This window comes from Collimonas pratensis (genome assembly GCF_001584185.1).
Classification (GTDB): Bacteria; Pseudomonadota; Gammaproteobacteria; order Burkholderiales; family Burkholderiaceae_D; genus Collimonas; species Collimonas pratensis.
Map to the genome: position 1 here is coordinate 206,046 of NZ_CP013234.1, position 24,049 is coordinate 230,094.

At 61.9% G+C, this 24,049-nt stretch carries 19 protein-coding genes; 14 read left to right on the forward strand and 5 right to left on the reverse strand.

The window, feature by feature from the left end:
- Positions 1-5: 5 nt before the first annotated feature.
- Complete coding sequence (locus tag CPter91_RS00965) at positions 6-1,028, reverse strand: alpha/beta fold hydrolase (RefSeq protein ID WP_061935769.1); 1,023 nt, start codon at positions 1,026-1,028, stop codon at positions 6-8.
- Between the two features lie 76 nt (positions 1,029-1,104).
- Positions 1,105-2,154, reverse strand: coding sequence for an AraC family transcriptional regulator (locus CPter91_RS00970; protein ID WP_061935771.1), 1,050 nt, complete (start codon positions 2,152-2,154; stop codon positions 1,105-1,107).
- Between the two features lie 358 nt (positions 2,155-2,512).
- On the opposite strand from CPter91_RS00970, the gene CPter91_RS00975 reads away from it, so the two are divergent.
- The 14 genes from CPter91_RS00975 (at position 2,513) to CPter91_RS01040 (ending at position 20,811) form a co-directional block, all read left to right on the forward strand.
- Positions 2,513-3,817 carry a D-arabinono-1,4-lactone oxidase gene (locus tag CPter91_RS00975; protein ID WP_417924870.1) on the forward strand — a complete coding sequence of 435 codons (1,305 nt, stop codon included), beginning with the start codon at positions 2,513-2,515 and terminating at the stop codon, positions 3,815-3,817.
- A 7-nt stretch (positions 3,818-3,824) separates the two neighbouring features.
- Positions 3,825-5,030, forward strand: coding sequence for an MFS transporter (locus tag CPter91_RS00980; RefSeq protein WP_061935773.1), 1,206 nt, complete (start codon positions 3,825-3,827; stop codon positions 5,028-5,030).
- Positions 5,027-6,319, forward strand: coding sequence for a DSD1 family PLP-dependent enzyme (locus CPter91_RS00985; protein WP_082792513.1), 1,293 nt, complete (start codon positions 5,027-5,029; stop codon positions 6,317-6,319). The genes CPter91_RS00980 and CPter91_RS00985 overlap by 4 nt, the downstream gene beginning before the upstream one ends.
- Positions 6,294-7,706 carry a coniferyl aldehyde dehydrogenase gene (locus tag CPter91_RS00990; RefSeq protein ID WP_061935776.1) on the forward strand — a complete coding sequence of 471 codons (1,413 nt, stop codon included), beginning with the start codon at positions 6,294-6,296 and terminating at the stop codon, positions 7,704-7,706. The genes CPter91_RS00985 and CPter91_RS00990 overlap by 26 nt, the downstream gene beginning before the upstream one ends.
- A 92-nt stretch (positions 7,707-7,798) precedes the next feature.
- Entirely contained in the window at positions 7,799-9,172 is a 1,374-nt protein-coding gene (locus tag CPter91_RS00995; RefSeq protein WP_061935780.1) for a DUF1329 domain-containing protein, read from the forward strand.
- An 86-nt stretch (positions 9,173-9,258) separates the two neighbouring features.
- Positions 9,259-11,193, forward strand: coding sequence for a DUF1302 domain-containing protein (locus CPter91_RS01000; protein ID WP_061935783.1), 1,935 nt, complete (start codon positions 9,259-9,261; stop codon positions 11,191-11,193).
- A gap of 19 nt (positions 11,194-11,212) precedes the next feature.
- On the forward strand, positions 11,213-13,630 hold the full coding sequence (locus CPter91_RS01005) for an efflux RND transporter permease subunit (RefSeq protein ID WP_061935786.1): 2,418 nt from the start codon (positions 11,213-11,215) through the stop codon (positions 13,628-13,630).
- Positions 13,631-13,638: 8 nt separating this feature from the next.
- A complete protein-coding gene (locus CPter91_RS01010) occupies positions 13,639-14,688 on the forward strand; it encodes a WD40/YVTN/BNR-like repeat-containing protein (protein ID WP_099047148.1) in 1,050 nt (349 codons plus the stop codon).
- A 75-nt stretch (positions 14,689-14,763) separates the two neighbouring features.
- Positions 14,764-17,001, forward strand: a complete 2,238-nt coding sequence (locus CPter91_RS01015) for a neutral/alkaline non-lysosomal ceramidase N-terminal domain-containing protein (RefSeq protein WP_150119591.1) — start codon at positions 14,764-14,766, stop codon at positions 16,999-17,001.
- Between the two features lie 43 nt (positions 17,002-17,044).
- On the forward strand, positions 17,045-17,611 hold the full coding sequence (locus CPter91_RS01020) for a hypothetical protein (protein ID WP_150119592.1): 567 nt from the start codon (positions 17,045-17,047) through the stop codon (positions 17,609-17,611).
- Positions 17,612-17,760: 149 nt separating this feature from the next.
- Positions 17,761-18,159: a nuclear transport factor 2 family protein gene (locus CPter91_RS01025; RefSeq protein WP_061935796.1), complete on the forward strand. Its 399-nt coding sequence runs from the start codon at positions 17,761-17,763 to the stop codon at positions 18,157-18,159.
- Between the two features lie 38 nt (positions 18,160-18,197).
- Positions 18,198-19,091 (forward strand): helix-turn-helix domain-containing protein, encoded by an 894-nt coding sequence (locus CPter91_RS01030; RefSeq protein ID WP_061935799.1) that lies wholly within the window; start codon positions 18,198-18,200, stop codon positions 19,089-19,091.
- Positions 19,092-19,184: 93 nt separating this feature from the next.
- The gene (locus CPter91_RS01035; protein WP_061935802.1) at positions 19,185-19,730 is read left to right on the forward strand and encodes a DUF3455 domain-containing protein; all 546 of its coding nucleotides are present in this window, start codon (positions 19,185-19,187) and stop codon (positions 19,728-19,730) included.
- A gap of 196 nt (positions 19,731-19,926) precedes the next feature.
- On the forward strand, positions 19,927-20,811 hold the full coding sequence (locus CPter91_RS01040; protein WP_231880015.1) for an amino acid ABC transporter substrate-binding protein: 885 nt from the start codon (positions 19,927-19,929) through the stop codon (positions 20,809-20,811).
- Positions 20,812-20,833: 22 nt separating this feature from the next.
- Here the strand turns inward: CPter91_RS01040 and CPter91_RS01045 are convergent, their stop codons facing one another.
- The 3 genes from CPter91_RS01045 to CPter91_RS01055 are packed head-to-tail and all read right to left on the reverse strand — an operon-like array spanning position 20,834 to position 24,000.
- A complete protein-coding gene (locus CPter91_RS01045) occupies positions 20,834-21,817 on the reverse strand; it encodes a nucleoside hydrolase (RefSeq protein WP_061935808.1) in 984 nt (327 codons plus the stop codon).
- A gap of 16 nt (positions 21,818-21,833) precedes the next feature.
- Positions 21,834-23,003: a nucleoside hydrolase gene (locus tag CPter91_RS01050; RefSeq protein WP_082792515.1), complete on the reverse strand. Its 1,170-nt coding sequence runs from the start codon at positions 23,001-23,003 to the stop codon at positions 21,834-21,836.
- A 49-nt stretch (positions 23,004-23,052) separates the two neighbouring features.
- Complete coding sequence (locus CPter91_RS01055; protein ID WP_061935811.1) at positions 23,053-24,000, reverse strand: alpha/beta fold hydrolase; 948 nt, start codon at positions 23,998-24,000, stop codon at positions 23,053-23,055.
- Positions 24,001-24,049: the final 49 nt, after the last annotated feature.

Consider the following 24,049-nt stretch of genomic DNA (forward strand, 5'->3'; position numbering starts at 1 on the left):
ATGGCTCAGTGCGCGGCGAGCCACGTCAGCAGCGCTTTGTGGAACTCGGCTGGCTGCTCCATCTGCGGCGCATGCCCGAGGCCGGCAAACTCGACCAGCGTCGCTTGCGGGATCTGCTTGGCGGCTTGCTTGCCCAGCACGTTGTAGCGGCCGATTTTCGCCTTTACCGCCGCGAGCGCCGCATCGCTGCCGATGGCGGTGGTGTCGGCGTCGCCGATCAGCAGCAGGGTAGGCACGCTGAGATCCTTGAATTCATAGACCACCGGTTGGGTAAAGATCATGTCGTAGATCAGCGCCGAGTTCCACGCCACTAGCGCATGGCCCGGTCCCTGGTTGAGGCCCGCCAGCATGGTCACCCAGCGTTCGTATTCCGGTTTCCAGCGGCCGACGTAATAGGTGCTCTGTTCGTATTTGCGCAGGCCGTCGGCGCTCAGCTTCAATTCGCGCTGGTACCACTGGTCGACCGTGCGGTAAGGCACCCCGAGTGCTTTCCAGTCTTCCAGCCCGATCGGGTTGACCATCACCAGCTGAGTCGTCTGTTCCGGATATAGCAGAGCGTAGCGGGTGGCCAGCATGCCGCCGGTGGAATGGCCGACAATGACGGCCTTATGGATGCCCAGCTGTTCCAGCAAAGCATGGGTATTGATGGCGAGCTGCTGGAAGGAATACTGGTAATGCTCGGGTTTGCTCGACGTGCAGAAGCCGATCTGGTCCGGCGCCACTACCCGGTAGCCGGCCGTGCTCAAGGCCTTGATGGTCTGTTCCCAGGTAGCGCCGCAAAAATTCTTGCCATGCATGAGCAGCACGGTGCGGCCGTTGGCGACGCCGCTTGCGGCGACATCCATATAACCCATCTGCAGCTGCCGGCCTTGCGATTCGAAGGCGTAATGCTTCAGTTCGTAGGGGTAGTCGAAGCCCTGCAGTTCGGGGCCGTAAGTGGGGGCGGCGGGAAGCGTCTGTGCGACAGCAGCGGAAAATGCGGCGCTCAGCAATAAGCTGCCGAGCAGGCGAGGCAAGGAATGCGGCATGCGGTAATCCTCCGGGAAGAAGCGGCTATCTTACTCCCGGATTCCTGACGGCGTCATGCCGCCCGGTGTTTGAACTTCACTGGTAACTTGATGCGCTGTGATTGCTGCGGTAATCGCCCGGGGTTTCGCCGGTCCATGCCTTGAAGGCGCGGCGGAAACTCCTGACATCGGTGAAGCCGAGCTGTTCTGCAATTTCACTCTGCGTCAATTGGCGGGTCGCGAGCAAGTTCCTGGCCCGCCGCTCCTGCATCTGCGCGCGTATCTGCTGAAACGACATACCGCACTGGTCGAGGTGGCGGCGTAAAGTCCGTTCCGTCAGGTTCAGGCTGCCGGCGATTTCGGCCATGTTCGGCGGCGAGGCCCAGTTGCGGCGGAATGCGCTTTCAATCGACTCGATCAGGTCCGGCGTATCGGGGTCGCGCATGGCCATGCGCTGCAAGTGTTCCAGCGCCTGGCGCTGCGCCAGTGGATTATGCGTGGCCAGCGGCACAGCGAACAGGGAGGCGTCGACGACGATGCAATTGCGCGGCGCCGAGAATTGCATGGGGCAATTGAACAGCTGCCGGTAATGCGCGGCATAGGGCGGCGCCGGATACTGGAACTCCATGCGCTGCAGCAGTGCGCGCGTGCCCAGCATGGCTTGCCCTATGTTCATCAGATGGGCGGTGACTTCTTCCACCAGGAAAGCGGTGATCGCGCTATCGCCTGGATTACTAAAGACGGCAGTGCATTCCTGTTCGGTCGCGGTGAAATCGATGTCGACCATAGTGCCGCCCTCCTTGTGATACTTCAGGCAATGCGCAATGGCTTCGCCGAACGTGGCGGAAGTCATCATCGCAAAGCCGACCATGCCAAGGGAGCTGACGGTCTGCTTGCCACCCACCAGCAGGCCGAGCGGCAATGCCGGTAAAAGACTGATGGCGTGGGCGATCATGCCGCCGGTCTGGCGGTGCGAGAGCCGGAAGGAGGGATCTTCCAGGTCGCTCACGGCCAGTCCGAAACGGGCCAGCATGCGGGCCGGCGCGATGCCGTTTTCGGAAAGAACCTGTGTCAGGGCCAGGGCGATGTTGGGAGTAATGGACGCTTTGTCCTCACTCGTCACGCCATTGCCTTTGCTGTAGCGCATGCGCCGACTCCTCGTCTCAATTGCACGGAAATTCTGAGGATGACGTTTTCGGATCGTTCATTTTGGCCGGATATGTTCCCATATTTGCTGTAGCGGTCCTGTCATCACCAGTACTGAGTACATATAATTATTTCGAATATGTTACATCAAAAAAAAGCCCGCATGAGACTGGCCGGAAGCGAAATTGACATCTGTGCGGCAAGCGGTTTTGCGATGCCGAACAAACAATAAATAAGCAATAAATAAGCAATAAGTCGATATCCGTTGCCGTTTCCATATGCACGGCGACAGGCATACAGCCGAAAGTAGTGCAGCTGCAATCTTTATACAGGAGCGTGGTTTGGATCAAGCAATTTTGGTGCCTCAAGAACGGCGGACAGATTGGCGTAACTGGTCCGGATCGGTGCAGTTTTCGCCGGCGCGGTATTCCTCCCCCGGCTCCATGGAAGAATTGAAATCGGTAGTGCGGACTACCGTCGCCTCGGGGCAATCCTTGCGCGTGGTGGGCAGCGGCCATTCCTTCGTACCGCTGGTAGAGACCGGCGGCGCCCTGCTTTCGCTGCGCAACATGAGCGGCGTTAACGCGGTCGATGCGGGAGTGGCTGAGGTCTGGGCCGGCACCGATCTGAAGACCCTGGGCGAGCAGCTGAGCGCAAGCGGCCACGGCATGCTGAACCTGGGCGATATCAACAAGCAGTCCCTGGCCGGCGCGGTCGGCACCGGAACCCACGGCACCGGGATCGGGCTGGGTTCGATCTCGACCCAGGTGCGGGCGATGACGCTGGTGATGCCGGACGGCGAATCGGTCGAGTGTTCGCCGGCGCAGGAAGCGGACCTGTTCGCCGCGGCGCGGGTGGCGATGGGCAGCCTGGGCATCATGGCGAAAATCAAGATCGACGTCGTACCCGCCTACCGGCTCGAGCTGGTCAAGCAAACCATGGACCTGGACGACTGTCTCGAGCGCGCACCCGCCCTGGCGCAAAGCAATCGCCATTTCGAATTCTACTGGTTCCCGCATACCCGCAAGACCGTCGCCAAGCTGATGAATCAGACTGAGGCCAATGTTTCTAACCAGGGTTTGACGAGCGCGATGGAAATGGCGCTCGAAAACGGCGTCTTCGGCCTGTTGTCGCGCCTGGTCAGGGCCAAGCCGGCGCGTGCGCCGGGGGTCGCGCGGCTGATCGGCAAGCTGGTCGGCGACAAGGCCCCGGTGATGGTGGCCGACTGCCATCGTGCTTTTTCCACCGAGCGCCTGGTGCGTTTCAATGAGATGGAGTACGAGCTGCCTGCCGAACGCGGACCGGAAGCATTGCGCGAGCTGGTTGCCTATATCGAAAAGAATAAGGTGCTGGTACATTTCCCTGTCGAATACCGTTACGTCAAGGGCGACGATATCTGGCTGTCGCCATTCTACGGCCGCGATTCCGCATCGATTTCGGTGCACCAGTATGTGGGCATGGAGCATGATGCGTATTTTCGCGCGGCCGAGGCCATATTCCTCAACCATGGCGGCCGTCCGCACTGGGGCAAGATGCACAATCTCGGCGCCGGCCAGCTAGCCGGCCTGTATCCGCGCTGGGATGATTTCATGGCGCTGCGCCAGCGGACCGATCCGGCCGGCATCTTCCTCAACCCGTTGCTGAAACGTTATTTTGGAGCCTAAGGAAAACATGGACGGCGTGCAAATTTCACCGTGGCGGCGCTGGGGAGTCCTGGCCATCTTCTGCGCCGCGTTGATCATGACCCAGGTGTTCTGGTACGATTTCGCGCCGATACTGACCTTCGTCTCGGAGCACTACGGCGTCAGCGAATTGTCCGCCAGCCTGTTGATCCTGGTGTTTCCGGTGATGAGCATCCTGGTGTCGGCGCTGGCCGGCAGCCTGATCGACCGCCGCGGCTACCGCCTGTCGCTGCTGATAGGAACCGGCGTGATGGCTGCCTGCAGCCTGCTGCGCGTGATCGATAACTTCTGGCTGCTGCTGCTGGCGCAGACCGGCATTGCGGTCGCCATTCCTTTCATCGTCACGCCGATTACGGTGCTGGCCTCGGACTGGTTCGAGGCACGCGACGAAGCCAAGATCACGGGCATCTGCGCGATCGCCATCTTTGCCGGGCTGGCGCTGGCCATGACGGCATCGCCCGCGCTGTTCGCTGCCTTCCATCTGGCCGGCTCGATGGCGATCCACGCCGCTGCCGCCTTCCTGCTTTTCCTGCTGACCATCTTGTTTATCCGCCAACGGCAATACGCCACGCCGGGCGTCCGGGAAAAACATCAGGCAGCGCTGAAAGTCAGAGGCAATATCGCCTTGCTGGTGATCCTGGTCGCCAGCTTCCTGATACAAGGCTGCTTCAATGCCGCCACCACCTGGCTGGAGGCGGTATGGAGCGGGCGCGGCTTCGGCATCGACGACGCCGGTTTCGCCATGGCGGCGGTAGTGGCAGGGGGGATCGTCGGCGCCATGGTGATTCCCGCGCTGGCCGCCAGGTCCGGCAGCGTGCTTGGCATGATCACGGCTTGCTTGCTGCCTTCGGTGTTGCTGCTGTATCCCTTGTTCGCCGCCGGCAGCGTCGCCTGGGGCATCGCCTGCGGCGCGCTGCTCGGCTTTTTTTGGCTGCCGCTGCTGCCCTTGTCGCTGACTGTGATCGACGAAGCTGTGCCAAAAGCGCATGCCGGCATGGCAGCCGGACTGTTCTGGACGGTCGGCAATGCCGGTGTGCTGGCAATGACAGTGCTGTTCGAACGGGTCAAGAACCTCTTGGGCTGGCAACAGGCAGTGGTCATGCTGATCCTGTGCATGCTTGCCGTCCTGTGCGTGCTGCTGCGCTTTGCTCCGGCGATGCGGCGTCACCTGTTTACCATGGCAGGGGAGGCATGATGCCAGTACCGTTTTGGCCCACAGACACCGGCGCGCCGCATGACCTCTATTTTTCGGCGATCAATGCCGAATTGCGCAGGCACGGCCCGGCGCACCCATGCCTGCTGATCGACCTTGACCGCCTGGACCAGAATCTGGCCATGGTGCGGCAAGCGCTGGCGCCAGGAAAGTCGCTGCGGATCGTCGCCAAGTCGCTGCCTTCGCTGCCTCTGCTTGACTATGTGATGAAGGCAGCCGGCAGCAACCGCCTGATGGCTTTCCATCAACCCTTCCTGAGCGAAGAAGCAAAGCGTTTCCCGCAGGCCGATATCCTGCTCGGCAAGCCGATGCCGGTGCGCGCCGCCGCCGCATTCTACGATCAGCTGCGCGGCAGCTTCGATCCGGCCAGGCAGTTGCAATGGCTGATCGATACCCCGCAACGCCTGGCCCAGTATCTCGCGCTGGCGCAAGAGCGCGGCCTGCGCATGCGCATCAATATCGAGCTGGACGTCGGTTTGCATCGGGGCGGCGTGGCGCAGGAGCAGGTGCTGCTGAGCATGTTGGACATGATCGAACGCAATCCGGCGCAGCTGACGTTGGGCGGCTTCATGGGCTATGAGCCGCATGTGGCCAAGCTGCCGCGCATCTTCGGTACGCCAGCCCAGCTGCATGAAAAGGTGATGCAACGTTATCAGGCGCTCAAGGATGTTGCGGCCAGCGCCTATCCCAGGCTGCTGGATTCTGGCCTCACACTGAACGCCGGCGGCAGCATGTCGTACCGGCTCTACGAAAAACAATCGTTGATCAATGACGTATCGGTGGGCTCCGCTCTGGTCAAGCCCGCCGATTTCGATCTCGGCCTGCTGGCCGGCCATCAGCCGGCCATGTTCATCGCCACCCCCGTGCTGAAGAAGCTGGATGGCACTACGATTCCGGGGACCGACTGGGTCGGCAAGCTGGGCGCCTGGTGGAATCCGAACCGGCGCCGCACCTACTTCCTGTACGGCGGCCATTGGCTGGCGCGCTACGAGTCCCCGCGCGGCTTGCTGGAGCACCCGATGATGGGCTACAGCACCAACCAGCAGTTCGTCAACGGCTCGGCGGCGACGGCGCTGGCGCCGGACGACTATGTGTTCCTGCGGCCGACTCAAAGCGAAGCCGTGATGCTGCAGTTCGGCGCCCTGGTCATCCTGCGCCAGGGCCGGATTGTCGATTACTGGCCGGTGCTGGGATCCTCCGATCCGGGGCCGCGCCCGGATAGCGATTCATCGACCAAGACCATCAATGTTGAGATTGCCAGCCATGCTTGAACTACGGTCTGTTTTTGATACCATGCATGCCGCCAGCCGGCAGTTTCCGGCGTCGGACTGGGCGCTCCGGGCGGACCGTCTGCAACGGCTGCGCGCGCTGGTGATGAATAACCGCGAGGCCTTCGCCAAGGCCATTTCCGCAGATTTCAGCAACCGTGCCAGCCAGGAAACGGAACTGGCCGAGGTGTTTCCCTCGGTCGAAGGCATCGCCCATGCGCTGCGCCACGGCAAGCGCTGGATGCGCGTACACAAGCGCGCCACCGGTTTCTGGTTCAAGCCGGCGGCATCAACCCTGATGCCGCAGCCGCTGGGCGTGGTGGGCATCGTGGCGCCGTGGAATTATCCCTTGTTGCTCGCGATAGGACCGATGACCGCGGCGCTGGCGGCGGGCAATCGCATCATGCTCAAGCAATCGGAATACACGCCGCGTTTCGCCGACTTGTTTGCAAGGCTGATCGCCGCCAGTTTTACGGCGGATGAGATTGCCGTGGTCAATGGCGATGCAGAGGTCGCGCGCGAATTCTCGAATCTGCCGTTCGACCACTTGCTGTTCACCGGCTCCACCGCGGTTGGCCGCCAGGTGATGCGCGCCGCCAGCGAGCACCTGACGCCGGTGACGCTGGAGCTGGGCGGAAAATCGCCCGCCATCATCGGCCCCGAGGCTGATTTCGACAAAGCGGTGGAGCGCATCCTGGTCGGCAAGCTGCTCAACGCCGGGCAAACCTGCATTGCCCCGGATTATGTTCTGCTGCCGAAAGACAAGCTGCAACGCTTTGCAGATACCGCCCAACGCATCTTTGCGGAGCTGTACCCGGATCTGGCAGGCAATCTTGACTACACCAGCATCGTCAGCCCGCGTCATTTCGAACGTCTGCAATCGCTGATGGATGAAGCCGGCCAGCTTGGCGCGCAGCTGCTGCCGCTGTCGAACGCGGGATCGGATACCGTTTCGCGGCGCTTGTCTCCCGTACTCCTGACTGGCGTGAACGACGACATGCGAGTCATGCAGGAAGAGATTTTCGGCCCGATCCTGCCGCTGCTGCCGTATGACTCGCTCGAGCAGGCCATTGCATACGTGAATGCCCATCCGCGTCCGCTGGCTCTGTATCTGTTTGAAAAGAGCCGCACAAACATAGCCCAGGTGATGCGCAATACCGTGAGCGGCGGCGTCTCTATCAACGACACCTTGCTGCATATTGCGCAGGACGATCTGCCCTTCGGCGGCGTCGGCGCCAGCGGCATGGGCGCCTATCACGGCGAACACGGCTTCCAGGCGCTGTCGAAGATGAAGCCGGTGTTCCGGCAGTCGGCGCTCAACGGCATGTCTTTGTTCAAGCCGCCCTATGGAAAGACCTTCCGCTTCATGATGAAATTGCTGCTGCGCTGACCCTGCCGCTGCTTGAAATGCGTTGCACGTGCTGAACAAGAATATCTGACTATTTTTTCATTTTGTGATGTGACCTGCGAGGAGATATAACAATGAAAGCGCACACTATCAAACCGAAGGCATCGCTGCTGATGCTGGCCATCGCTTGCCTGCTGGCGCCGCTGGTATGGGCGCAGCAAGCCTCAAAACTGGGCGCCGAGCTGACTCCGGTAGGCGCCGAGAAAGCCGGCAGCAAGGATGGCGTGATTCCAGCCTGGAGCGGTGGCGACGTCACTCCGCCAGCCGGCTACAAAGCCGGCCAGCCGCGCCCCGATCCTTATGCCGGCGACAAGGCGCTGTATTCGATCAACGCCGCCAATGTCGATAAATATGCCGCCAAGCTGTCGCCCGGGCAGGTGCAGCTGATCAAGAGTATCAAGGGCTATCGGGTGGATGTCTATCCAACGCACCGTTCCTGCGGTTATCCAGAGGTGGTCTACCAGCGCAGCAAGGAAAATGTCGGCTTCGCCAAGCTGGCCGCCAACGGCTACGAACTGGCGGAAGCCAAGACTGCCGGCTATCCTTTCCCGATGCCGGCCAGCGGCGTCGAAGCCATGTGGAACTTCAAGATGCGCTACCAGGGCGAAGGCCTGACCTGGGCCTACTCCACGGTGGTGCCGCCGAAAGGCGGCAGCGACATCGGCCAGCCGCTGGTGCAGGAAGACTACATCATGTTCCCGCTGTCGGAACCGAAGAACAACAACATCGCCGGCGCCAAGGGCGTCGAGTCGCTCTACCTGAGTCCGTACATTGCGCCGGCCCAGTTCGCCGGCGACGTCACCCTGTCGCACGCTTATATCGGCAAGCCGAACGACATCTGGCTGTATTTCGCCAGCCAGCGCCGGGTGCGCCGCGCCCCGACCTATGCCTACGATGCGCCCATCATCAACGATGAAAACCTGGAGACCATCGACCAGTACACCATGTACAACGGCCCGCTCGACCGCTACGACTACAAGCTGGTCGGCAAGAAGGAAATGATCGTTCCCTACAACTGGAACAAGATCAATTCGGTGCAGGCCAAGATCGGCGACGTGGTGCAGCCGACCTTCCTCAACCGCGACATGGCGCGCTACGAAACCCATCGCGTATGGGAGATCGAAGCTACCGTCAAGCAGGGCGCGCGCCACACCTTCCCCAAACGGACGTTTTATCTGGATGAAGATTCCTGGCAAATCCTGGTGCAGGACTTGTATGACGGCCAAGGCAAGGTCCAGCGCGTGATGGAAAGCGGCGTGGTGATGGCGACCGAACTGCCGGCCTGCGTGCAGGAAGCCTATGCCAGCCACGACCTGTCAATGGGACGCTACATCGCCGAACGGATTCCGGCCGGGCAAAAGCAATCGGACTGGCTGGCCGGCCGCGACGGCAGGGTCAAGGAATCCATGTTCGAGCCCGACGGCCTGCGCCGTTTTGCCACGCGCTGATCACCGTCTGCACGGCAGCGGCCACATGGCTGGCCGCTGCCGATAATAAATCGCACAGTTGATTCACTTCTCGGGGAGAGGCAGGAATGAAGAAGATGGCGAACAAGAAGGGCAAGGACCGGCTATCCAGTTTCAGGCCGGGTGTGGCGGTGGCATTGGTATGGGGCAGTTCGACGGTGTTCAGCCACTCGGCCATGGCGGAGCAGTTCGATCTTGGCAATGGCTTGAGCGGTAGTTTCGATTCCTCGGTGTCGTTCGGCGTCGGCGTTCGCACCTCCAGCCCCAACTGTACTTTTATCGGCCAGGACAACGGCGGCTGCGCCGGCAGCGGCCAGGTCGATATCGCGCGCCGAGATCCGGTCAACTTCAACCAATCCTACGACCTGACCCGGCTCAATCAGGACAACGGTAATCTCAACTACAAGAGCGGGCAGGTGTTCTCGGCCACCGTGCGCGGCGTGCACGACCTTTACCTGAAGGCGCCGGACGGCTGGAGCGGCCTGATGCGCGCAGCCTGGTCCTACGACTTCGCCGCCGACCACACCAGCTACGCCGACCTGCAGCCTGATGCACGCAGCCATGCGGTGCACGACATCCGTTTGCTGGATGCCTACGTCAACAAGGAATTCGAGATCGACCAGCATCCGATGCGGCTGCGGGTCGGCAACCAGGTGATCAGCTGGGGCGAGGATATTTTCATCCCAGGCGGGATCAATTCCATCAATTCGATTGACGTCCGGCGTGCACACAGCCCCGGAGTCCAGCTCAAGGAAATCTTCCGGCCGGCGCCGATCCTGTCGCTCAACGCCGAAGTGGCGAAGGGGCTGAGCGTGGAGGGTTACTACCAGACTCGCTGGAATGGTTATGAATTCGATCCGGTCGGCACCTTCTTTTCCACCAGCGATGTGGTCGGCGCCGGTTCCAGCGGCGCCTTCCTGCCGACCTCGCTGGTCAACACCGCCACCGGCCTGACCTTTCCGCCGGGTACCGTGGGCGATACCGGCACCCGTATCGTCGGCGTCAATCCCAGCACCGGGCAGCCGTTCAACCGCCAGTTGACGGCGGGCGAGCTGGCCGATCCCAATCTCAATCCCTTGTATGGCGCGCTGCTGCATACCGGCAGCGTGATCCCGCGCGGTCCCGATCACAATCCAAGGAACAGCGGCCAGTTCGGCTTGTCGACGCGCTATACCTTTCCGGACAGCGGCGATGAGCTGACGTTTTATTACGTGCGCTATCACGACAAGATCCCGTTCGCCAGCATCCGCGTCAACCAGGGCAGTACCGCCAACCCCTTCGGCTGGCAGGATATCTTTCTGGACTATGCCGAAGACCGTAACCTGTTCGGCGTCTCCTACAATACCCGTGCCGGCGACTGGGCATTCGGCACCGAGCTGTCGTTCCGGCCGAAGGAAAGCGTCCCGATCGACCCGACCATCGTCGCCAACCCGGCCAATCCATATTATTGCAATGCCGATCTCAACCCGGGCAACTACCGCCCCACCGGCTACGTCTGCCGCGGCGCCGTCGATCAGAAGAAATACCAGTTCCACCTGACCGCCCTCAACATTTTCACGCCGGGCGGGACCTTTGGCGGCCTGCTGCGGGCGCTGGGCGCGACCGAGGGCTCGTTCACTTCCGAGCTGGCGGCGGCCTACTATCCGGATCTCGATCTCAACCAGGGGATTCCGTATTCGGTGACGTCCGATTACCGCGTGCCGACCAAGCTGTCGAGCGGCCTGGTGGCGCAGATCGGCGTCAACTATCCGGCAGCCTTTGGCGGCCAGGCTTCCTATGCGCCGGACTTGTCGCTGTCGTACGGCGTCTCCGGCGTCGCGGCCAGCGCCTTGCCTGGCTTCGTGCAAGGCGCCGGCGCGGTGGTAGTCGGGTTGACCATCGATTTCAAGACCAAGCCGGCCACCAAGATGCGTGTCGACTACACCCACAACTATGGCGGCGGTCAGTCCAACCTGATGCGCGACCGCGACTTCGCCACCTTCAGTTTCACGACGTCGTTCTGACCAGGGATTGGAAGCAAGCATGAGTGGTTCAACGCAACATGTTCCGCCAGACAGCCGGCTGCTGCGCATGGTGGCCCGGCTGGAATCCGTTCTGTTCAAGCGGCGCCTGGCGGTGCTGCTGGCCTTTGCCGTATTCACCGCATGCATGGCGGTGCTGGCGCTGGGTTTGCGCATGTCGGCCGGGTTTGAAAAGACCCTGCCGCAGCAGCATGAGTACATCAAGACCTTCAATCAGTATCGCGAGGCGCTGTTCGGCGCCAACCGCCTGATTGTAGTGGTGCATGCGCGCCACGGCAGCATCTGGAATCCGCCGGTGCTGCGGCAGTTGCTGGGCGTGACCGAGGCCGTGAATTATCTGCAAGGCGTGGATCGCAGCAGCGTCACGTCGCTCTGGACTCCCAATGTTTTTTTCACCGAAATCACGGAGGAAGGCTTCAAAGCGCTGCCGATCACCGGCGGCGATATCATTCCCGACAAGCTTAATCCACAGGTGATCGCCGATATCCGCGAGCGCGTCGCCGCCGGCGGCTATCTCGGCAGCCTGGTGTCGCGCGACCAGACCAGCGCCATGGTGCTGGCCGAACTGCAGGACAGCGATCCGCAAACCGGCCAGCCGCTGGACTACCGTGCCTTCAACCAGCTGCTGGAAAACAAGGTGCGCAAGCAGTTTGAAAACGCCGACGTCGAAATCCAGATCATCGGCTTCGCCAAGGCCATCGGCGATATCGGCGAGGAAGCCAGCAAGGTCATGCTGTTCTTCGGCGTCGCCTTGCTGCTGACGGCTTTGTCGGTGTACTGGTATTGCCGCTCGCTGCGTCTGACCCTGCTGCCGCTGGCTTGCTCGCTCAGTTCGCTGGTGTGGCAGTTCGGCACTTTGCGGCTGCTCGGTTTCGGTCTCGATCCCTTGGCGATCCTGGTGCCGTTCCTGGTGTTCGCCATCGGCGTTTCGCACGGCGTGCAGCAGATCAATTTCATCGTCCGTGAAATCGCCGATGGTAAAAATACAGAACAGGCCGCGCGGCACAGCTTTACCGGGCTGCTGATACCGGGCACGCTGGCGCTGGTGACGGCCTTCATCAGTTTCATCACGCTGACCCTGATTCCGATCCCCATGATCCGTGAACTGGCGATTGCGGCATCGATAGGGGTGGGCTACAAGATCGTCACTAACCTGGTGATGCTGCCGCTGGCCGCCTCGTATTTCAGTTTTTCCCGCGAATATGCGCAGCGCGCCATCGGCCGCCGCGAGCAGCATAGCCGCTGGCTTAGCTGGCTGGCATTGGTGGCGCGGCCGCGTAATGCCTGGATCGTGGTGGCGTTGGGAACCGCCTTGTTTGGCGTCGCGGTCTGGCAAAGCCAGGGTCGCCATGTCGGCAGCTTGCAAGCCGGCGCCGCCGAGCTGCGGCCGGAAGCGCGCTTCAATCGCGACGCGGCCGACATCACTGCCCGTTTTGATGTCGGCCTGGATTGGCTGACGGTAGTGTTTGAAGTGGCGCCGGCCGGCCAGTTGGACGCCTGCGCGCGGCCCGATGCGCAGCTGTTCATGGATGATTTTGCGCAGCAGATGAATGGTGTGCCGGGCGTGTTGTCGGTGCGTTCGGTGGCTGATGTGCTGAAGGGCGTGAATGCCGGCCTCAATGAAGGAAATCCGAAAATGAACACCATCACGCGCGACGCCCGCGGCCTCGGCTCGCAGTTCGGCAGCGCCAACAACCAGCTGCATGGCTTTTCCTCATCCGATTGCCGAGCCCAAGGTGTCAACCTCTACCTCAGCGATCATAAAGCCACCACCATTAAAGGCGTGGTGGCCGCGGTCGAGGCATTCCGCGGCAGCAACCAGCTGAGCGGCGTGAAAATCCGCCTGGCCAGCGGCAATGCCGGCGTCCAGGCCGCCACCAACGAAGTGCTGGAGCGCAGCGAGCTGCCGATGATGCTGTATGTCTACGGCGCCATCCTGCTGCTGGTGCTGCTAGCCTACCGCGACTGGCGTGCGATGCTGGCTTGCTGCCTGCCGTTGACGGTCGCCACCTGGCTCGGCTATTGGTTCATGAAAGACCTGAATATCGGCCTGACGGTCGCAACCTTGCCGGTGATGGTGCTGGCCACCGGCATCGGCGTCGATTACGCTTTTTATATCTACAACCGTCTGCAGCTGCACCTGGGCGCAGGTCTCGATATCAGCAGCGCGCTTGAACGCACCTTGCACGAAACCGGCGTGGCGACCGTGTTTACGGCATTGACGCTGTCGATCGGCGTGGCCACCTGGTCGTTTTCGCCGCTGCAATTCCAGGCCGACATGGGCAAGCTGCTGACCTTCATGTTCCTGGTCAACATGGTGATGGCGGTGACCTTGCTGCCGGCTTTCGCGGTGGTGCTGGAGAGTCTGTTTCCGCGCCGCGCGGGCAGGCTGCGTACGCCATCTTTTGCTGCTCATTGAGGATATCCATGTTTCCAGCATCAACAGCTTTCAATGAAAAGACGGTCCGCTGCGGCAGCCTGCTGACGCTTGCTTTCCTGACGCTGGCGCTGTTCAGCCAGGGCGCGCACGCCGCCGACCAGGCCGCGTCCGACTGGCCGACCAAGAGGCCCGCGCAAATCCGCCCGCAGGCCAGCAGCAGCCCGCTGCTGGCTGCCGCCACTGCCGGCGAAGGAGAGGGCAGCCGGATCGTGGCAGTCGGCGATCACGGCGTCATCCTGCTGTCCGACGACGGCAGCACCTATCGTCAGGCGCGTAGCGTGCCGACCCGCACCATGCTGACCTCGGTATTTTTCATCGACCGTAGCACCGGCTGGGCCGCCGGCCATGACGGCGTGGTCCTGAAAACCAGCGACGGCGGCGAAACCTGGCAACTGTTGCGGCAGCAGTACGGTCAGGAACAGCCGATCCTGTCGATCTGGTTCGGCGATGCCAACAATGGCCTGGCAGTGGGTTTGTTCGGTATGGCGCTGAGCACTGCGGACGGCGGACTGAGCTGGAACGAGCTGAAGCTGAGCAGCGGCGACGCCGCCGACCGCCACCTGTACCGGATTCTGGCGACGCCCAGCGGTACCTTGTTGATTACCGCCGAGGCCGGCACGGTGTTCCGCTCGGACGACGGCGGCAAGCACTGGGACGTGATCGACACCGGCGAGAAAGGTTCGCTGTGGAGCGCCGTGGCATTTTCCGACAATGGCGTGAACACCGTGGTGGCGGTAGGCATGCGCGGCCACATCACCCGCAGCAGCGACGACGGCAAGAGCTGGCAGGCGGTAACTTCCGGCACCACGCAGTCGCTGACCGATATCGCCCGGCTCGGCGCGAGCGAACTGGTCGCCGCCGGCATGGGCGGCACCCTGTTGCACAGCAGCGACGGCGGCCGCCATTTTACGCAGTCGCGCGCCAGCGGTGACGATGCCATTACTGCCTTGGCCAAAGTGCCCGCAGCCGGACCGGCGAAGCTGGCGCTGTTCTCGTTGTCGGGCGTGGTGGCAGCGGCCGGAACACCCGCGAAATGATAAAGGAAGCAGAAAAGCAGATTTTCATGCGAACACTATCGGCCCAGAGCCGATGCCTATCTAAAGGAGACGAAAGTGAATTTACGGCAAGTAGTCAGTCAATCCATGGCAGCCTTGATGTTGCTGTCGGCCGCGCACTATGCAGCGGCGCACGATTACATCGTGGGACTGGGCAGCGGCGATGTCACGGCAGTCGCCATGGGCGACTCCAGCAATGCCTGGGCGGTGGCGCCAGGATTCAACGGTCTGCAGTCGCGGCTGAGCGCCAGGGCCTTCCTGATCAAGGACACCGACGCCAGGACCGGCGGCAATGAGGTCCTGTTTGTGGTGGTCGAGGCCGGCTTGCCGGGCGCGTCGGTGAGGGATGTCGTGCTGCAGGAACTGGCCGGAATGAAAGGCTTCGCTTCCAGGTTCTCGGCCGAAAACCTGGTGATGGTGGCGATCCACACTCATGGCGCGCCGCCTAATGGTGATACCGACCGCCCCAAGCTGTTCAAGGCCCAGGTCGCCGGCATCCTGCAAGCGATAATCAACGCCGATCAAAACAAGGCCGTTACGACGATCAATATCAGCAGGGGAGAGCTGAATACGGTCAGCCGCAACCGTTCCATCGAGGCGTATAAGCTCGATAACGCCGATGACAGGAAAATTGTCGGCGAGGCCGGCATCGATCCCTTGATGACACAACTGACTTTCGTGCGCGGCGGTGCTGCGGTAGGCGCCCTGACTTTCTTCGCCACCCATCCGACCAATATGGTCGATGACGGCTTCAGCTACGTCACTGGCGACAGCTATGGCTATGCCGCACGGCGCCTGGAAGATCAGATGAACCAGGGAAAGAAGAGCGGCGATCCGCGTTTTATCGCTGCCTTTGCGCAGACCAATCCGGGCGATGTCACCAGTAATGTGAATTTCGATATCTGCACCGACCGGCAGTTGTTTAGCCATCACCAATGGGGTTGCAAGCGCGGCGTCAAAGACACGCCTTTCGACAGCATGAAGGAAATCGGCGAACGCCTCTATGGCAAGGCCTATACCATGCTGACATCGCCCGGCGCGGTGCCGGTGGACGATGGCCTTGCAGCGGCCAGGCAGGGCTTGAATTACCGCTACCAGAGCGTGGCCCTGCATAACATCCTGGTCGATGAGAAATACACCCGCGGCACCGGCAGCAACGGCAGTTCGCCGGGCGCGCAACGTACCTGCGCGCCGGCCTGGGGCGCTGCATTTGCCGCCGGCAGTACCGAAGACCTGGGCACACCGCTGGCAGCCGAAGGCGCCGACAATTCGCTGTCGCTGGCCGGCATTCTCGGCATCGGGTTGCAGATCCCCGTGCTGTCCGACATCCTCAAGGTGGTGGCGCATTATGCCCTGCATCTCGACGCTTCCCTGGCAACCTTGACGCCTGAGCTGCGCACTTGCCAGGGACGCAAGGACGTGATTGCAGCGCTGCCCGCGGTGGATACCGAAATGCATCTGCTGAAGCTGGGTTCGCTGTACATGGCGGTGGCGCCGTTTGAACTCCCTGTCATGACCGGCTATCGCATCCGCCGGGCGCTGACAGCGACCTTGGACGCGGGCGACATCAAGAACGTGCTGGCGCTGGGCTACCTGTATGGCGAAAGTCCGAGCCTGGAAGTGGGCGGCTTTGCCGGTTACCTGGTGACGCCGGAAGAGTATGACGCTAAGCAGTACGAATCCGGTTATACCGATTGGGGAAAATGGAGCCAGCCGGCCGTGACGCAGGCGCTCGACATGCTGGCAGTCAATCTGAAAGACAATGCCGCGCCGCCGCCGCGGGCGCCAGTGGCGCAGCCGGCCGCGGACGATCCGCTGACGGCGCTGGTGACTGCCGCCGATACGCCGGAAGAAAACATGCCGGCGCCGGTAGCCTGGGACGGCATTCCATTGTTCCGCGTGATCGGCAGCGTGCTGACGGCGCCGGCCATCCATCAGGAAAATTCGTTCAACAACACGCATCAGGTCGTTACTGCTGAATTCGTCAGCGGCCATCCGATGAACCGCCTGCGCCGCAACGACACTTTCCTGGTGATCGAAAAGCAGGCAGCCGACGGCAGCTGGCAAGAGTACCGCCGTGATGACAAATGGGGTACCCGCATCCAGTGGAATCCGACCGGCGTCCTGTGCATCAATTGCAAGAGCGCGACCGTGACCTGGGAGGTCGAGCCGGGTAATCCGGGCGGCACTTACCGCATCGTCCACAAGGGCAATTACAAGCCGTTCTGGGTCTTGCCGGATGTGGTCGAATTCCGCAGCGAGACCGCGCCTTTCGTGGTGGCAGCGCAGGGCTGAGCGGTGGCACTGTCTTAATTTCATGTCTGTGAAAGGCGATGCCATGGCTGGAACACGATTTCTTTGGGGAGCTGTGGTGCTGGCCGCGGCATGCGGCGGCATCGCGGCCGGCATTTTCCCGACCGGCGATGCGCATGCGCCGGCGCCGCCAGCTGCCGGCGTGACGCCGGTATCACCAATAGCCATGGCAGGTGGGACGGCGGGCAGTGCCGCCGCCATGCCTGGCGCCGTCTCGCCAGCGTCGCCGTTTTCAGTGACGGCATCGACCGCGGCCGCCAGCCAACCCGGGCCGGCGGAGCGTCTGCTGAACATTGCGATGCTGGAAGAACGCTGGGCAAACGATCCGCGGCGAGAAGAGAAAATCCGCGACGCCGTCGCGGTAACGCAGATGCAGGACCGCATCACCGGCCTCGGCGAGACCTTGCCGAAACTGGCGCCGGAGCAGCAGCGCCAGCAGGTGGCGGAACTGATCAAGGAGATGCAGGCGTTTGCCGCCAGAGGGGTGCTGCCGAAAAGCGAAGTAGACAATGTCGCGCATCAGCTGCTGGCTGCAGTCGATCCGAGAAAAACGGCCCAGGCCGGTGCTCAGGGACAGCCCCAACTCCACTGATAGATGGCATCTTGCGAATCCGGCAATGCCTCTGCAGTCTGATTACCTGGGAGGTAATCGACCGTGCCCGCTAGCGCGCGGAGAATGATTCTGTCGACAACGACAAAACCATTTTCCTCTAACCAGCGATTCCTTGAAGGAGCACGATCATGACTGACATCAACCAAACTGCAACTATCGCCGATCAAGCCAATGCCATCGCCAGCCGCTACATTGCAGCCTGGAGCGAAACCGACGCAGTACGCCGCCGCGCCCTGATCACCAACGTGTTTACGCCCGATGCAACGTATCTCGACCCGATGGCGCGCAGCAGCGGCCATGACGGCCTGGACGCCATGATAGGCGCGGTGCAGCAGCAGTTCGCCGACCTGCGCTTCCGTTTGCATGGCAAGCAGGATGGCCACAACGATGTGGTGCGTTTCTCCTGGACCCTGGGCGCGGACGGCGCTGAGCCGGTCGCTTACGGCACCGATGTCGCGGTGGTGGCAGCTGATGGCCGCATCCGCAGCGTTACCGGCTTCCTGGACGCGATGAACGTACCTGCATAGCCCGCGCTACACTACGGATAATTCTTCGGAGGCAGCTCATGGGTGCATCACAGATGGTGGCGGAGCCGGGCCGTAGCACTGGCGCAAAACAAGGCGCCAAAGCGGGCGCAGAAGCAGGCGCGCGGCACCGCTACTTCAATGACTTCGCGGCGGCCTTGCGCTACTGGCGCGACAAGCGCGGCTACAGCCAGCTGCGCCTGTCGGCCGAAAGCCATATCTCGCAGCGCCACATCAGTTTCCTGGAGAGCGGCCGTGCGCAGCCGAGCCGGGAGCTGATCCTGAAGCTGGGCACGGCGCTCGACATTCCGCTGCGCCAGCGTAACGTGATGCTGCTGGCGGCGGGTTTCGCGCCAGCTTACCAGGAGCGAAAATTGTCCGATCCGGAACTGGCTGCGGTCAAGCAGGCGCTGGATTTCATGCTGGCCCAGCAGGCGCCGTATCCGGCGCTGGTGGTGGACCGGCTGTGGAACCTGGTGATGAGCAACGGCCCGGCTGCCATGATGATGCGCTGGCTGCTGGATATGCCGGAAGCGCAGCCCTTGCCGCGCGAAGGCATCAACATCCTCAAGCTGATGCTGGATCCGCAGGCGATCCGCAAGCATCTGCTCAACTGGCAGGAGGTCAGCGCCGACCTGCTGCACTGGATCCAGCGCGAAGCCATGAGCGACGGCCCCGGCAGCGAAGCCACCGGGCTGCTGGAGCAGCTGGTAGCGCTACCCGGCATTCGGGCGGCGACGCAGACGCCGAATCTCGATACGCGGGTGCTGCCATTCCTGCCGCTGAAGATCCGCAAGGACGGCGTCGAGCTGAACCTGTTCACCGCGATCGCCACCATGGGTACGCCGCACGACGTCACCGTGCACGAGCTGCGGATCGAATCCTTTTTCCCGGCCGATGCCGCCACCGCGGCGTGGTTCAAGGAGCGCGCCTAGGCCGCGGGCGCAGGAAGGGCGCTGCGCTTACAATGGGGATGCTTACGGGCAACTAGAGGTGGCCCGTGCCAACCCTATTGTGGAGAAAACAACATGTTGAAAAAAGTACGAAGCATTGCACTGCTGGCCGGGTGTGCGCCCTTTCTTGCCGCCTGCGTTAGCATTCCGGCGCAGGCGCCGATCGCAGTGCCGGACAACTTGCAGGTTGCCGCCAACCAGGTCCTGACGCTGGAGGCTAAGGCCACCGGCGTACAAATCTACCAATGTGCGGCGACACCGGCCGACGCTTCGAAATTCGAATGGCATTTCGTAGCGCCGCAGGCCGAGTTGTATGACCAGCAGGACAACAAGATCGGTAAGCACTATGCTGGCCCGACCTGGGAATCGAACGATGGCAGCAAGGTGGTCGGCGCGGTCCAGGCGCAAAGCAAGGCGCCCGATGCGGACGCCATCGCATGGCTGCTCCTGAGCGCCAAATCGACTTCGGGAATCGGCGTCTTCGGCCTGACGCAAAGCATCCAGCGCTTGCAGACTTTAGGCGGCGCCGCGCCGGCGGACGGTTGCGACCAGGCGCGGCTGGGCCAGCAGACACGCGTGCCTTACCAGGCGGTCTACCGTTTCTACGCCGCCAAATCGTAGCTGTTGCATCAGCGGCGGCTGGCGGGAATTGCCGATTTGACTAACCGTAGAAATCGCGTATCCAATTTGTAACAGCCGCCGCAAGCGCATGAAGTGCTGATATATTGTCGCGAGGAAATTAACGTCCTCAACCAGTTTTCCGCCTGCCGTCGGTGATGCCGGCGGCAGCCTTTCGCGACTTATCGGAGTGTTCTGTATGCGTGGTGTGATCAAGCACGGTTTGACCTTTTTATGTATCCTGACACCACTAGCCGCCAATGCCGGCGACACCCTCAGCAAGATCCGCGACAGCCAGACCATCACCTTCGCTTACCGCGAAACGGCGCCGTTTTCCTATACCGATGAAAACAAGCAGATCGTCGGGTATTCGATCGACATGTGCCTGAAAATCGCCGATGCCGTCAAACGTGAACTGAAGCTGCCGAATCTCAAGGTGGCGTATGTGCCGGTCGATTCGACTACCCGTTTTTCCAGCATCATCGACGGCAAGGCCGACATGGAATGCGGCTCCACCACGAATAACGCCGAGCGCCGCACCCGCGTCGGCTTTACCGTGCCGAACTTCTTTTCCAGCGTGCGCATGATCGTCAAGAAGGGCAGCGACATCAAGAACTGGTCCGACCTGCGCGGCAAGACCATCGTCATCACCAAGAGCACCACCACCATCGACCTGGTCAACGATCGCAGCAATGTGCGTTCGCTCAATATCAAGGTAGTGGAAGCCAAGGACGATGCTGAATCGTTCAGCTTCGTCGAGCAGGGCAAGGCCGATGCCTACGCCATGGACGACGTGCTGCTGTACAGCCTGCGCGCCACCGCCAAGACGCCGTCCGACTTTACCGTGCTGGGCGATCCGCTCTCGATCGAACAATATTCCCTGATGTTCCGCAAGGACGATCCGGCCTTCAAGCAGCTGGTCGACAAGGAAATGGTACGGATGATCAACGAGGGCGACTTCCAGAAGATCTACAGTTTCTGGTTTACCCAACCGCATGGATCGAAGAAGGTCAACATGGGCATGCCGATGGGCTACCTGTTGCGCGATTCGTTGCTCTATCCTTCGGACAAGACCGCCCAGTAAGCACTGGTGGACTGTAACAGGATTACTGCAACAGGCGCTGCATGAACAGATCGAGGAAGCGCGGCTTGTCGAGCGCCAGGCAGACTTCGGCGTTGGCGGCGCCTGCTTCTTCCCTGGTATAGCCTTCCTGGTCCACCGCGATGCGTAAGGCCGTGGTCGGGCAGATGCGTTGGTCGGCGAGGTAGGCGACCGGCACCACGTCGAACAGCGTCGGCGTATCGCTGGACCACGGCTGATAGCTGTCGGTCCACTGATGGTACAGCAGCGTCAGCGCATCGGTCAGCGCCGAGCCATGCCCGAACAAGGCGTTGCGTTCGACTGCGTCCAGCCTGACCTGGGTGGAATCGAGCGGCATCATGACAATCGGCACACCCGAGGAAAACAGTTTTTGCGCAGCCGGAGTATCGGCCGCAATGTTGTATTCCTTGTCCGGCGGACGCGACGCAACGTATTCCGATTTCCGGTAACCCACCCTGACCGATCCTCCCATCAGCACCACCCGCTTGAGTTGGCGAAAGGTCGCCGGATCGCGCGCGATCGCCGCGCCGATATTGGTCAAGGGACCCAGGGCAATCAAGGTAATCTGACCCGGATGCAGGCGGATCTGCTGCAGCAGGAAATCTGCCGCCGGCGCGGTCTGCGCCGGCAAGCTGCCGCGCTGCGCCCAGCGCGCCTGGGTGAATGGCGTCATGCTGGTCGTGGCGATGCCGCGCGCAACAGGAATCTTGCCATGCCCGGTTTCGCGCAACAGGCGCTCCAGCAGCTGCGCGCGCAAGCCGGTATCGCCCCAGGCAGTAGTGAAACCCAGGATCTCGAATTCGGGACTGTTGAGAAGCAAGGCTACGGCAAAGGCATCGTCGATATCGTCGCCGATGTCGGTATCGACGATGACTTGCTCGGTTGCTGCCGCGGGTGCCGCATGCGTCGATTGTGCAAACAGCAGCGCCAGCGTGACCGCCGCGGCCGGCAAGATGGCGTTCAGAATATTCCTGGTCCAGGCAGGCATGGCTGCTGCGCTCCGCTTATCGACTGCCTGCGGCTGGCGCTGGTGTCGGCGGCGTCGGCAGGTTCATCAGCTTGATCATCAGTTTTTCGAAAGCCGGCACGTTGACTTCGCGCACCACCGTGGTCGGGCTGGCGATCAGGCCTGGCGGCGCATAAGCGGCAGGCCAGGACAAGGTATTGCCATAGCCGGCGCCGAAGTCGGTATCGATGCTGACGTACAGCTGGTCAGATTTACTGATCAGCGTCGGATCCAGCCAGACCGCGGTAGCCAGTTCATCCCACAGCGGAAAGCCGGTTTCGGTGACTTTTTTCACCATCTGCGCCAACGGCGTGCCGGACTTGGTCATGTCGCTCAGCAGCTTGGCGCTGAGTTCGGTTGCGGTGGACGGATCGGCCGGCACCATGACGATCCGCTTCCAAGGCGCGCGCAAGGCGATCTTGGCGGCTTCCGGATCCCAGCGGAAGTTGAATTCCAGGCGCGGCGTGTTGATGTATTCGCGGGCAAACTGTTCTGCCGATTTGGACGGCAGCATCTGGTGCGGATTGAGGCTGCCGCCCATGTAGACGATTTCCTTGGCGGTGGCGGCGAAACTCGGGTCGAGGCTGATCGCCAGCGCGACATTGGTCATCGGGCCGGTGGCCAGGATGGTGACCTGGCCCGGAAATTCATGCACTTTCCTGATCATGAAATTGGCAGCGATTTCGTTGGCGGCCTTGGTATGCGGCATGCCTTCCGGCAGCTGCGGCACGAAGTCGTGGGCATGATAGTTGGGCTGGCTCTGGATGGTGCCGTCCGGCCATTTTTCATCCATCCAGGCGCCCTTGTAGACCAGCTTGCCGTACAAGGCTTCCCAGCGGCGCGTGGTTTCCTGGGTGTTCAGCAAGGGGAAGGTCGAACCGGGCACGACCGGGATATCGCTGCGTCCTATCACTTCCAGCGTGCGGAGCGCGTGCGCGATGTTTTCGTCGCGCCAGGTCGAGCCGCTGACAATCGTGATGCCCAGCACTTCCACGTCCGGCGACTGGATCGCCATCAGCTGCGCTGCCCTTGGCCCGCCGATGTCGTCGTCGATGATCACCTTGCGCTTGCCTTCGGCCTGGGCCTGCAGCGGCAAGGTGGCCGCTACCGCCAGTCCCAGCATGAATACCGTCGATAGTAAGCGGCGGCGTGTCGAAGTCGATTTCATAAGTACTTTCAAATAGAAAAAACAGGCATGGCGCGGAAGCCGCGGCAGGCTATCGTAAAAAAGGTTGCAGCGCCGCCAGGAAGGCGTCGGGGGTTTCGATCATCGGCGCGTGGCCGCTATCGGCAATGACTTTGAGTTCGGCGCCGCGGATGTGGGAGGCGAAGTAGCGGCCGTCTTTCAACGGTAGCAAGCTGTCATGTTCACCCCATAGCACCAGGGTCGGGATCGTGATGGCGCTCAGTTCGCCATCGACGGTTTCGCTCAGCAAAGCCGGATTGCGCACTGCGCGGATAGCCCAGGCATCGCCTTTTGCCAGGCTCCAGGCAAGACCGTCGCGCAAGGCTTGGTCGGTCTGGTAGGAAGGCGAATGAAAGACACTCGCCAACAGCTGCTTTTCTCCGGCCAGCGAGGCGCCCACCACGCTCTTTTTGCCGGCAGCGGGCGGTGCAAACAGGTGTTTCATGGTGGCGTTCAAGCCTGCCGAATCGGACAACACCAGCCGTGACGGTTTCGGCAACGCCAGGCTAGTGCCGGCAGCGACGCCGCGCAAGGCTTGTATGGTGTACTGCGCAGAGATCCAGCCGCCCAGCGATTCACCCACCAGGGTGAAATCGCTGACCTGGTTCTGGCGCAGGAACTCGCCCAGGAAATCGACCCAGGTCTGGATCCCGAAATCGACCTGCGGCTTGTCGGAATTGCCGAAGCCGAGCTGGTCCAGCGCCAGCACCCTGTGCGTCTGCGCCAGCGCCAGCATGACCTTGCCCCAGTCGCCCTTGGCGCTGCTGCCGAGGCCGTGCACCAGCACTATCACCGGACCGCTGCCGAGATCGTAATAGCGGATGTTGGCGCCAAACAGCAACGCAGTCTTTTGCTCCGGCAAGGCGGCTTGCGCTGCGGCGCTGAGCGGCGCCAGCAAGGCGATGCCGATCGCCAGCGCGGAACATGCGGCTGCTGCCAGCCGTTGCCAGGGTTGGCCGGAACCGTTAGCCTTATGCATGTGTCTCCTCCGATGGAAGCTTGCGCAGGCATCCTGGGCGGCAGCCGCG